We start from the raw sequence: 12187 nt of genomic DNA on the forward strand, positions 1-12187 counted from the left end.
AAAAGGCTTGAATAAAATACAAAAAAGCGAATTTTGCTACATCTATCATTAAAGATAGTTTTCCTAGCAAAATTCGCTTTTTTCTTTTTTTACCAGTGTTCTTTGATAAATACATCTCTTCCTGACTTTTCTCTATCCTCTTTATAATGCTGCTTATTCTTCTTATGGTAATCTTGATGATAGTCTTCTGCTGGATAGAAGATGGCAGCTGGTTCAATTAATGTAACAATTGGCTTTTTAAATTTTCCGCTTGCTGCCATAGCTTGTTTTGATTTCTCTGCAAGTTCTTTTTGCTTATCATTATGATAAAAAATCGCTGTTCGATACTGTGGCCCGCGATCATGGAATTGACCATCTGGATCTGTCGGATCAATTTGCTGCCAATATAACTCTAATAAACGTTCATAGGGAAAGATTTCAGGATCAAAAGTGATTTCCACTACTTCAAAATGTCCTGTCGTTCCTGTTTTCACCTGTTCATAAGTTGGGTTTTCTACATGCCCCCCGCTATAACCTGAAACAATGCCGCCAATACCTGGCTGTTCTTCAAATGGGGATACCATACACCAGAAACATCCACCTGCAAAAGTTGCTTTTTCCATTTATCTCATCTCCCTATAGGTTTGGCCTTATCGTTTATTTTATCAAAAATTAGTGATAATCCTTTTATTAGATAAAAATTAGTATATAATACTTTGAACAAAGATACTATTTTTTTATACTTAAAAGAAAAACTACTTATTAATAGGGAAAGATAAGATGAATACATTACTCATAAAAAAAATGATTCAGAAATCACTTAAACAATATCATATGGAACCCAATTCACTCCCTCTCCATGAATATGAACGATTAGCAGTCCACATCATCGCTTTAAAAAAACAACATCCTGCCCATGAACTTTATGATCTAGTTCAAGATGTTGTTTATAGTTACATTACGAATACACTTTAGCTAATTCTATTTTTTATTTAGAATCCCGCCAACGAGCTTATCTGCAATTCCCGGAAATAGATTATAAAGAACACTTCCCCAATTCATCCACAAAGGTAAATTTAACTCACGTTTTGGATGTAGCATTAATTTTATTATTTTTTCAGCAACTGTATCAGCTGAAAGCATAAATTTCTGCACATTCTTCACATAATTCCCCGTTTTGTCAGCTGTATGAAAAAAATTTGTCTCGATTGGTCCTGGATTTACAGCAGAGATTTTTATATTTGAATTGGCTACTTCCAGTCGGAGACTATTTGTAAATCCTAGAACAGCATGTTTACTCGCAGCATAGGCACTTGATTTGGCTGTAGCGAGTTTCCCTGCCTGGGAGGCGACATTAATGATATGCCCGCCATTATTTTGCAGCATCGAAGGCAATACCTCTTTGGTACAAGCGATAAGCCCCATTACATTTACTTGAAACATTCGATTAACGTCTTCCATCTTTGCTTCATGAACCATATCAAAGATGCCAAATCCTGCATTATTGAGCAAAATATCAATAAAATCAACCTCTTGATATATCTTAGCAAAGACTTCCTTTACTTGCTCCGGATTGCTTACATCTAAAGTAAAATAAATAGCTTGTCCGGGAAACTGATTATTTATTTTCTTGCAAATAGCAGCGAGCTTATCTTCTGAACGAGCAAGAAGGATGGGACGAGCCCCCAAACGAGCAGCTTTTATAGCAATTTTTTCTCCTATGCCAGATGATGCACCTGTAATTACAATGTTCTTTCCATTTAATCCCTTCATTATCCACCTCAAAAAGCACATGCATGATGTAAAAATGCCCATTTACTTATTTCCTAAATAATCATCATTATATTGATATATTATATCGATTAAAACCTACTTTTCTCTTTCTTAGCCTTAATAAAGACAAGATTCCTTTCTCATTTTCACATAGAAGGTTCAAAATAACAACATAGACTTCACTCTTCTTTTTGTAAACAAACAAAATAACGTCTCATATTCTTAGGAATTCCTTTCATCTTAAACACCCCTGAATAAACCAGGTGACGAATCCGATATTCAAGAAAATCGGGATCCATATAAAGATGCTCTTCCTCTATCGTTCTCCAAATAAGCTGACTAGTCTTGATATAATCTAATTTTTCCTTTTCACTCATTCGTTTCAGTACTTCTACAATCGTTTGATCAAAATAATCCAAATCCACCGATACAATCGCTTGGTTTTCCCATATCCTTAAAAGTTCATCAGCATTGGCTATCGATTGCCACTCAGTTGCTAATCCTTCTCTTTGATTAGTTGTTACCATATAGCTGCTATCAATATGGTCTAATATAGATTGTAATAATTCGTTTTTTATTTCTGCTGTATGAATCATTGACTTTTCATTTGGTGCAATTTTTTTAAGGACTTCTGCTGTATCGATAAGATAAAGAGGATTTGATCTTTTTTTAAATATAAACATGAAAAATCTTAATGCTAGCTGTTCTTCGATGTTATTCCCATACCATATATATACTTGTCTTTTATCATCAATGTCATCTAAACTATTCATTTTATTCTGTAGTGCAGTTATGTATGGATTTTTCTCCTCGAATTCTCGATTAATATTATCATAAATCCATTCAGACCGTTCCTTTTGACCATTATGTACATCCAGTTGACGTAATGGTCCAAACATAAAGGATCCATCTAAGCCGATCACTTCGACATTCTCTTGAAGATTAACAGCTAATCTACCTGCAATATATTGGGATGCGACAAGATGAATAGCTTTTTTATGTTTCACGTTTTTTCTCTTCTGTTGTTTTTTTATCGCTTTGTTGACGCACGTAACTATTTCTTTTAAACTTTCTTCATCCAAAAATAATCCAAGACCTTGCACTGCTTCACTATTTTCATGTTCAAAGCTTTGAAATTCTTGTCTATTTTTAATTTTATAAAGAGCAGAATGCTTAGTTTTTTTTATGTCATCTAATGTAATGTATGTGTATGACTCTATTTTGTAGCAATAGATGAGATTATCATCTATCAAGAAATATAGATAAGAACCATTTATTCTACTCTTCATTACGAATCTCCCTTTTTTGTAAAATTCTAAATTTAATTATACAATCAATGAACTAATTTTCCCACTACTCTATTTTTCTATTGACAGACAAGCCTTTCTTCTTGCATAATCAAATAAATTTATCATAGGAATGCGATGATTAAGATTAGTAAATGATAATGGCTTGCTAGAGAGTGAAGTTCTATGGCTGCAAAACTTCATCAAGATTCATTTCATTGAACCTACTTAGGAGTAGTTAGGCAAACCTAAACGTCAACCGTCGTTACCGGAAAAGAGTTGTATAATCACGCGCATGTGCAGATTATAATTGAACTAAGGTGGTACCACGGAAAAAACCTTTCGTCCTTTCATTATGACGAGAGGTTTTCTTATTTCCATACAACGATTTTATAGGAGGAATAAAAATGAAGAAAATTGCTATTATTGGTGCTGGTTCTATGAGCGAAGCGTTAATTTCTGGGATTGTTTCTAGTAAATTGCAGGAGAGTACAGAAATTACCGTCACAAACCGAGGGAATGTAGAAAGACTAATTAAACTACAAAATCGCTATGGTGTTAACTACTCTTTCGATTTAAAAAAATTAGTTGGAGAAGCTGATGCCATTATTCTCGCAATGAAACCGAAAGATGTAAAAGAAGCTACTGTACAATGGAAAAATTATATCACAAAAGAAACACTGCTCATTTCTGTTCTTGCTGGCGTAAATATGGACAGTCTGCAACGGCTGATCGGACTGGAAGTTCCCATTGCGCGTGCTATGCCCAATACTTCGGCAACAGTCGGGAAATCAGCAACAGGTATTGCCTTCAACTCCTTTGTAGAAGAACCACAAAAAACTTTCGTCCTTGACATGTTTGAAACAGTTGGATTCGTTACATTTGTTCATGAAGAACAATTAGATGCTGTAACCGGTCTTTCTGGTAGCGGCCCAGCTTATATCTATTATTTAGTGGAAGCGATGGAAAAAGGAGCTGTAAAAATCGGACTAAATCGGGAAGTAGCTAATGAGTTGATAGTGCAAACAATCCTCGGCGCAGCAGAAATGATCGCATCGTCCTCCAAGAGTGCTCTTGAGCTCCGCAAGAATGTAACTAGTCCTGGTGGCACAACAGAAGCAGGAATAAACATTCTTGAGCAATATGATGTTCAGAAGGCATTCATTTCGTGTATGGAAGAGGCAGCGGCCCAATCAAAAAGGATAGGAAAAGCACTTACAGAAGAACTTAAACTGTCTAAATAACGTTATTTAAAAATAAAAAGGATGTTGTGTGCTTTTTTGCCAACATCCTTTTTAGCTTATATCTCGTATTCTGAAAAATCTTCTGCCATATATGTATTGGGAAAGATGGCTCTCGCTTCCTGCAACAATTGTTCTGTTAATGCTTGATCATATCTAGCACTAATATGTGTAAGAATGAGACAGTCTACATTTGCCCTTTTAGCTGTTTTTGCAGCTTGTACCGTTGTAGAATGATAGTATTCCGTTGCTATGGAACTTTCTTCTTCCGAGAAGGTTGCTTCATGAACCAATATTTTTGCCTCTTTTGCCAAAACCTCAGCAGAAGCACAAGTTCTAGTATCTCCTAAAATAGTGACAATTCTCCCTTTAATATTCGGGCCAAGAAAGGTTTTGCTGCCTATGACAGTACCGTCATCAAGGATGAGGTCTTCTCCCTCTTTAATTTTTTTATAAATAGGGCCAGGCATTATTCCATATTGTTTTAATTTAGCTGTATCTAATTTTCCAGGTCGATCCTTTTCTATAATCCGATAGCCATAACTTGTAACACCATGCTCAAGTATTTTTGCTTCTACGATAAAATCATGTTCTTCCAAAATAATACCTTCATCGATTTCTATAATATTTAGCGCATACTTTAAAAAAGTTTTGCTGACAGCAAGGCTGATCTGTACATATTCCTTAATTCCTTTCGGTCCATATATCGTTAGTGGTGTCTCTCCTCCTTGGAAAGATCGACTGGAGAGAAAACCTGGTAAACCATATAGATGGTCTCCATGCAAATGGGTAATAAAAATTTTATCAATTCTTCTTGGTTTAATATTGGTATGTAAAATCTGGTGCTGCGTTGCTTCTCCGCAATCAAACAGCCAAATACTCCCCTTCTCTTCTAAAAGCTTTAAAGCAATCGCTGTTACATTTCTTGATTTTGCCGGAATACCTGCACCTGTTCCTAAAAATTGCAACTTCATAATAAGCTTGCTAATCCCCTTTCGTTTTCTTCCTGTCATGAAATCCACTGTATAAATAAAAGCGTATCATTAAATACTAAATTAGAATAGATGAATTAAGTATACTTTACTAATGCCTGTTTATCCAAATCCCTAAATCTTTTAACTAGTAACTTTTGCTAATATATTGTAATATCATGTTGGATGAATGAAAAATTTCTGCTGTAAATACAAATAGTAAAAATATTTGCAAAAATTACAAACAAATTTGTTGCTATCTCCTTAAGAAAAAGATAAAATTTTATAACTGTATAGGTACATGTATTATTTAAGAGAAAATGCACCTTTGTAAAACAGCAATTTAATAATTTTCATACATATATAAATGAAATGAGGTACAAGAAAGTGAATGAAAAACAAACATCAAATGCACTTATTATGATCTTCGGGGCAACAGGAGATTTAGCCAATAGAAAACTTTTCCCCTCTCTTTATCGATTGTATAAAAAAGGAAAATTAGCAAATTTTGCGGTTGTAGGCGTTGGGAGAAGAACATTAACACAAGAACAGTTTAAGCAAAATGTTGTTAATTCTGTATCTGAAGCAATTGCAAGTTCTAAAAATGATGATCTTGAGACATTCGCTTCTTATTTCTGCTATCATTCACATGATGTTACAGATTCAAGTTCTTATGTAGAGCTAAAAAACATTGCTGATGAATTAGATGTAAAACATAGTTTAAATGGTAATCGTGTATTCTACTTAGCAATGGCACCTGAATTCTTTGGTCCTATCGCGATTCATTTAAAGCAGGATGGACTAACAGAAGTAAAAGGGTACAAACGTCTAATTATCGAAAAACCATTTGGTCATGATTTAGAATCAGCTAAAGAACTAAATGAACAAATTCGAACTGCCTTTTCTGAAGATGAAGTATATCGAATTGACCACTATTTAGGAAAAGCTATGGTTCAAAATATCGAAACAATCCGTTTTTCCAATGCAATTTTTGAAAATCTATGGAATAACCGCTATATCAGTAACATTCAGATTACTTCAAGTGAAGTATTAGGCGTGGAAGAACGTGGAAGATATTATGAAACAAGCGGGGCACTTCGTGATATGGTCCAAAACCATATGCTGCAAATGGTTGCACTACTTGCAATGGAACCTCCAATTAAACTTACACCAGATGAGATTCGCTCAGAAAAAGTGAAAGTTTTCCGTGCTATGCGTTCTGTTGAAGTAGATGAAGTTGATAAATACTTTGTAAGAGGACAATATGGAAAAGGACTTGTGGAAGATGTTGAGGTACCGAGCTACCGCGAAGAACAAATGGTAGACCCTAACTCCAACACAGAAACTTTTGTCGCTGGGAAAGTAATGATTGATAACTTCCGTTGGGCTGGTGTTCCATTCTATATCCGTACTGGTAAAAGATTAGAAAGTAAATCAACAAAAATAGTGGTACAATTTAAAGATATTCCAATGAATTTATATAATCGTCCAAATCAAGAAATTACACCAAATCTTCTTGTTATTCATATTCAGCCTGAAGAAGGAATTACTTTACATTTAAACGCTAAAAAAGCAGGACAGAATATGGAAGCAACACCAATCAAGCTAAGCTATGCTAATACTGGTATTGCAGGAATCAATACGCCAGAAGCATATGAAAAGCTAATTGACGATAGCTTGCATGGAGACGCTACTAACTTTACTCATTGGGATGAAGTGGCATTATCTTGGAGCTATGTGGATAAAATTTCCCAAGCATGGGAACAAACACCTGCTACTCAATTCCCTAATTATGCTTCTGGTACAATGGGACCAAAAGAAGCAGATGAATTATTAGAAAAAGATGGTTTCTTCTGGTGGCCAGTTAATCAATTTGAAGTAGATGTTTGCTAACTCACCCTTCAAGTGACTGTCTAAAAAAACGTGAATCTTATTGTATTCACGTTTTTTCTTTCCCTAAATTATGATTTCAATCTAAGGAGTTTCTCATGAAAAAAATCAAATTAATCCTATCTGTCATTCTCGTATTCCTTTTATATAATTTACTCGTCTTCTACTTAGGATGGAATGGTTATGCATGGCTTGATTCCTTCAAACTATTAACCTATCCATCCATATATATTGGAGCAGTTATTCTTTTCTCCTATGCATATATTATCAGCCATTTCCTTAAGTCCATTACCATATTTAAAATACTTGGCGCGTATTGGCTTGCCATTTTTGAATATGGTATCTTACTGTTCCCACTAGCTAATTTAGGATGGCTTATATTAAACCAATTTATTCCGTCTGAAGATGCCACCAAAATAGTAGGAAGCGCTGCTGCAGCAATTCTTCTATTTTTACTTATTTACGGAACATTTAACGCTTACTCTCCTGTGATTAGAACTTATAAACTCGCAGTAGCTAAAAAACAAGCGAAAAGAGACTCTCTGAGGATTGCTATGGCTTCTGATATGCACTTTGGCACTTTATCAGGTAAAAGTCATCTAAACCGTCTCGTAACAAAAATAAACGGCTTACAACCAGATTTAATCTTACTGCCTGGAGATATCATTGATGATGATCCTATTCCTTTTTTGAAAAAGAATATGGGAGAGCAATTAAAGGTATTACAAGCTCCTTTAGGCATTTATGGGGTATTAGGTAATCATGAATATTACGGCAAAATGATTCCAACCTTTCTAGAAGAAATGAACCGAATCGGTATTCGCATCTTAATGGATGAAAAAGTAACTATTGATGAAACCATTCGATTAATCGGTCGTAAAGATAAAACGGACCAAAAGAGACTTTCCATTCCTAGCCTTCTTGAGAGTGAAAGTAACCATCTACCAATTATGATGATGGATCACCAGCCAGATGAACTGGAAGCAGCAATGAATGATGGGATTGATGTTATTCTATCCGGTCATACACATCGTGGTCAAATGGCACCAAACCATTTAATTACCAAACGAGTTTTTGAATTAGATTGGGGCTACAAGAAAAAGAAGCAGCTTCATGCAATTGTTTCCTCTGGATTTGGATTCTGGGGACCGCCCATTAGAATTGGCAGCAGATCGGAAATTGTTTATATTGAAATAACGTTCAAGGGGTAAATTGCTTTACTTTTAAGTTATTTATTTTTGTGAAAAAATAGTTTGCTAGATAAATGTGCTGCTTGCTATAGCAGCATATTTTTTTTCCTTCTCGTTGTAATTTGTTTGTAGATTTTGTTGTTGTTTAAACTCTTTGGATACGTAAAATTTATGTATGAAGGTCACTTTACTGCCTTTTTCTTTTTTGGTTGGTTCTAAAATGGCTGATGCACGCCTTTTTTCTGCTTTTCTCTCTTCATTGTGGTCTTCATTCAACCTATGAACACCTCTTTTCTTCCTCCTTCTCTTATTTTTGGCTTTCATCCATCTTGTGAACACCACTTTTCCTCTGCACTCTCTTATTTTTGGTGTTCATTCAAACTCCATCCTCTCCTTCAAAAAAAAAGCACACTACATATAAAATCGTAGTGTGCTTTTTATCGCCATTCTTATTTTTCCATCCAGTTCGTATGGAAGATTCCTTCTTTATCAAGACGCTCATATGTGTGAGCACCGAAGTAGTCACGCTGCGCTTGTAGTAAATTTGCTGGTAAAGTTGCTGTACGGTAGCTATCAAAGTATGATAATGCGGCTGCAAAGCTTGGTACAGGAATACCGTTTAAGACAGCACCAGAGATTACTTCACGTAATGCTGATTGGTAGTTTTCAGTGATTTCACTGAAATATGGATCCAATAGAAGGTTCTTCAATTCTGGATCACGATCATATGCATCTTTAATTTTTTGTAAGAATTGAGCACGAATAATACAACCACCGCGGAAAATCATAGCGATTTCGCCATAGTTTAAGTTCCAATCGTATTCTTCAGATGCTTCTCTCATTTGCGCAAAACCTTGGGCATAAGAAACAATTTTGCTCAAGTATAGAGCTTTACGTACAGATTCGATAAATGCTGCTTTATCTCCTGTGAAAGGTTTAATTTCTGGGCCTGAAAGTACTTTGCTTGCTTTTACGCGTTCGTCTTTCATTGCAGAAATGAAACGAGCAAATACGGATTCTGTAATCATTGGAAGTGGTACACCTAAGTCTAGAGCACTTTGGCTTGTCCATTTACCAGTTCCTTTTTGACCAGCAGTATCTAAGATTAGATCTACTAAAGGTTTACCAGTTTCTTCGTCAACTTTTGTAAAGATATCTGCAGTGATTTCAATTAGGTAACTGTCTAGCTCCCCTTTATTCCACTCTGCAAATACTTCATGAAGTTCTTGTGCTTCTAAGCCTAAAACATGCTTCATGATGAAGTATGCTTCACAGATTAATTGCATATCTCCATATTCGATTCCATTATGCACCATTTTTACATAGTGACCGGCACCATCTGGACCGATATAAGTAGTACAAGGCTCATCGTTAACTTTTGCAGAAATATCTCGGAAAATTGGAGCAACTAATTCGTATGCTTCTTTTTGGCCACCAGGCATAATAGAAGGTCCTTTTAATGCTCCTTCTTCACCGCCAGAAACACCTGTACCGATGAAGTGAATACCAAGTTCACTAAGCTCTTTATTACGTCTTTGTGTATCTTTAAAGAATGTGTTACCGCCATCGATGACAATATCGCCTTTATCTAATAAAGGTTTTAATTGCTCGATTGTTGCGTCTGTAGCTGGACCAGCTTTAACCATTAACATGATTTTACGTGGAACTTCTAAAGATTGTACAAATTCTTCTAATGTATATGTTCCAACAATATTCTTGCCTTCTGATTCTTTAAGCATTTCTTCTGTTTTTTCTTTTGAACGGTTGAAAACGGAAACAGTATAGCCTCTGCTTTCGATATTCATAGCAAGGTTTTTACCCATAACCGCTAAACCGATTACACCAAATTGCTGTTTTGTCATTTTTTCCTAACGTCCCTTCTAAACTATGTATCCTTATAGTAGAATTCACTTAACTTTAGCAAGATTTTTTAAGTTATGCAACTAAAATGCAACTACTTTTCTTGATTATTTCAAAAAATTTTTTTCGTCACATATAACTTAACTAAAATTTCTTTCCTTGCAAAAAATCTTTATTGAAACTAGTTTTGGTACCAATGTCTTCTTCTTTTTTTGAAATATTATTTCTTTCTGATGCTGGCTCAATAATAGAAGCGCCATATTTTTCTTTCAGCTTATCTATTGCTGTCCATAATGGTTCTTTCGCTGCTTCTTTTTCAAAGGAAAAGAGATCAAGTTGTTTTACTACAATATTATTGTCGATTAAATCTCCTGCTGTTATACCTAATAAACGAACAGGATTTCCATCCCATGCTGTCGTAAAAATCTCTTTGCTTATCTGAAATATCTCTTCCTCTGATTTTATTGGATTTGCTAATTTTTTGCTCTTGGAATAGTTTTTTCTGTTTCCATAGCGAATGGTTACAGATAAATGATTAGCATGTACATGTTTTCTTTTCATTCTTGTAGCCACTTTATTCGCTAGGGAGGCCAATACTTGAAATAATTCCTGCTGATTCTTGACATCGCGCGGCAATGTTGTCGAATTGCCAATACTTTTAAATTCATTGGCAGCTTCTGGATCAACTGGCCGATTATCTTCTCCGTTGGCTTTCTCCTTTAAGCGAATTCCATTGATGCCAAGTGTTGCTTTGAGTGGAATAGACTGAGCCATCGCTAAATCTTTAATGGTTTCTATGCCAATTGCTCTTAGTTTTCCCCCTGTTTTTTTTCCTATACCATGCATTTCTTCTACTTGCATCGGCCAAAGTACTTTAGGAATATCCCGCTTTCTTAAAACCGTTATTCCCATCGGCTTTTTTAAATCTGAAGCTGTTTTGGCAAGAAATTTATTAGGGGCAATCCCGATACTGCATGGTAAGTCTAACCGTTCAAAAATTCGTTTCTGAATCGTTCTTGCAATATATATCGGTGTTCCTAACTCATGGCAATGTGTAATATCTACATATCCTTCATCAATGGAAACAGGCTCGACAATATCGGAAAATTCATGAAGAATTTGAAACATTGCAAGAGATGCTGTTCGATAACGATCAAAATTTGGAGGCAAAACAATTAAATCCGGACATTTTTTCTTCGCTTCCCATAAAGGCATGGTTGTTTTTACGCCAAATTTTCTTGCTTCATAGCTGCAAGTGACAATAATACCTCTGCGTTCTTTTTCATTTCCCGCAATTGCCAATGGCTTCCCCTTTAACTGTGGATCATAAGCCATTTCAACAGATGCATAAAAACTATTCATATCTACATGTAAAATAACTCGTCCCTTTTTCGGATAAAATTCTTTCATTTTGCTTTCACCAATTCTTTATGATCATTTATAGTCACTTCTATTCTTATTCCTCTGCTTTTAGCATAAATCTTACTGCTTACGCAGGCTGATTTTTCATATAGTCTTTAATTTCTTTTACACCTTCAAGTGTTTCTAATAAAATAGTTGGATCAAGCATTAACACCAAGCGATTTTCTAAATTAAGAACACCTGTTATATATTCTGTTTTCTGATAAGCAGAAATGCCGACTTCTTTTATTACTTCGTCTCTTATATCAAGAATTTCTTTTGCATCATTTACAATCATCGCAAACGAAATATCTTCTGTTCGCGCAACAATTAATTTATTATTTTCATTTTCTTCTGTTTTTTGATTATATAAAACCATCTGCAAATCAATGACAGGGATAAGCTCATCTCTTACTTTTCTTATTCCTCTTACAAAGGATGGCAATTGAGGAACAGGAGTAATCTGCTCTTCCTTTTCAATCGATATGACATAAGAAACATCTACGGAATATTCTCCATTTGCTACTTTAAATATAACAACCTTCTTTTCTTCCATTTATATTCCCCCAAGATTCTATTTTTACAGTAGTATTTAC

Annotated in this window: 12 protein-coding genes and 1 other annotated feature; of the genes, 4 read left to right on the forward strand and 8 right to left on the reverse strand. The window is 35.0% G+C overall.

Features of this window, described 5'->3' with window-relative positions:
* Positions 1-89: 89 nt before the first annotated feature.
* A complete protein-coding gene (gene msrA, locus NSQ92_RS13240) occupies positions 90-602 on the reverse strand; it encodes a peptide-methionine (S)-S-oxide reductase MsrA (protein ID WP_047941089.1) in 513 nt (170 codons plus the stop codon).
* Between the two features lie 157 nt (positions 603-759).
* On the opposite strand from msrA, the gene NSQ92_RS13245 reads away from it, so the two are divergent.
* Entirely contained in the window at positions 760-954 is a 195-nt protein-coding gene (locus tag NSQ92_RS13245; protein WP_047941091.1) for a YqzH family protein, read from the forward strand.
* 6 nt (positions 955-960) lie between these two features.
* On the opposite strand, the gene NSQ92_RS13250 is transcribed toward NSQ92_RS13245, so the two are convergent.
* Both NSQ92_RS13250 and NSQ92_RS13255 read right to left on the reverse strand, forming a co-directional pair.
* Entirely contained in the window at positions 961-1752 is a 792-nt protein-coding gene (locus NSQ92_RS13250; protein WP_047941092.1) for an SDR family NAD(P)-dependent oxidoreductase, read from the reverse strand.
* A 179-nt stretch (positions 1753-1931) separates the two neighbouring features.
* Positions 1932-3041: a DUF1835 domain-containing protein gene (locus tag NSQ92_RS13255; RefSeq protein ID WP_341152846.1), complete on the reverse strand. Its 1110-nt coding sequence runs from the start codon at positions 3039-3041 to the stop codon at positions 1932-1934.
* A 126-nt stretch (positions 3042-3167) separates the two neighbouring features.
* Positions 3168-3391: a binding site (T-box leader), on the forward strand.
* Positions 3392-3445: 54 nt separating this feature from the next.
* On the opposite strand from NSQ92_RS13255, the gene proC reads away from it, so the two are divergent.
* Positions 3446-4282, forward strand: a complete 837-nt coding sequence (gene proC, locus NSQ92_RS13260) for a pyrroline-5-carboxylate reductase (protein WP_341152847.1) — start codon at positions 3446-3448, stop codon at positions 4280-4282.
* A gap of 56 nt (positions 4283-4338) precedes the next feature.
* Here proC and rnz read toward each other — a convergent pair whose 3' ends face one another.
* A complete protein-coding gene (gene rnz, locus NSQ92_RS13265) occupies positions 4339-5253 on the reverse strand; it encodes a ribonuclease Z (RefSeq protein WP_341152922.1) in 915 nt (304 codons plus the stop codon).
* A 417-nt stretch (positions 5254-5670) separates the two neighbouring features.
* Between rnz and zwf the strand changes: the two genes are divergently transcribed.
* Both zwf and NSQ92_RS13275 read left to right on the forward strand, forming a co-directional pair.
* Positions 5671-7143, forward strand: coding sequence for a glucose-6-phosphate dehydrogenase (zwf, locus tag NSQ92_RS13270; RefSeq protein ID WP_047941354.1), 1473 nt, complete (start codon positions 5671-5673; stop codon positions 7141-7143).
* Between the two features lie 95 nt (positions 7144-7238).
* The gene (locus tag NSQ92_RS13275; protein WP_341152848.1) at positions 7239-8351 is read left to right on the forward strand and encodes a metallophosphoesterase; all 1113 of its coding nucleotides are present in this window, start codon (positions 7239-7241) and stop codon (positions 8349-8351) included.
* Positions 8352-8396: 45 nt separating this feature from the next.
* Here NSQ92_RS13275 and NSQ92_RS13280 read toward each other — a convergent pair whose 3' ends face one another.
* The 4 genes from NSQ92_RS13280 to NSQ92_RS13295 all read right to left on the reverse strand — a co-directional run bounded on the left by NSQ92_RS13280 (position 8397) and on the right by NSQ92_RS13295 (position 12147).
* The gene (locus NSQ92_RS13280; RefSeq protein ID WP_341152849.1) at positions 8397-8654 is read right to left on the reverse strand and encodes a hypothetical protein; all 258 of its coding nucleotides are present in this window, start codon (positions 8652-8654) and stop codon (positions 8397-8399) included.
* A 125-nt stretch (positions 8655-8779) separates the two neighbouring features.
* The gene (gene gndA / locus NSQ92_RS13285; protein ID WP_047941097.1) at positions 8780-10192 is read right to left on the reverse strand and encodes an NADP-dependent phosphogluconate dehydrogenase; all 1413 of its coding nucleotides are present in this window, start codon (positions 10190-10192) and stop codon (positions 8780-8782) included.
* A 142-nt stretch (positions 10193-10334) separates the two neighbouring features.
* The gene (locus NSQ92_RS13290) at positions 10335-11600 is read right to left on the reverse strand and encodes a DNA polymerase IV (protein WP_144545228.1); all 1266 of its coding nucleotides are present in this window, start codon (positions 11598-11600) and stop codon (positions 10335-10337) included.
* Positions 11601-11679: 79 nt separating this feature from the next.
* Positions 11680-12147 carry a chemotaxis protein CheW gene (locus tag NSQ92_RS13295; RefSeq protein ID WP_144545226.1) on the reverse strand — a complete coding sequence of 156 codons (468 nt, stop codon included), beginning with the start codon at positions 12145-12147 and terminating at the stop codon, positions 11680-11682.
* Between the last annotated feature and the right edge of the window lie 40 nt (positions 12148-12187).

This window comes from Niallia sp. FSL M8-0099 (genome assembly GCF_038006945.1).
Classification (GTDB): Bacteria; Bacillota; Bacilli; order Bacillales; family Cytobacillaceae; genus Niallia; species Niallia circulans.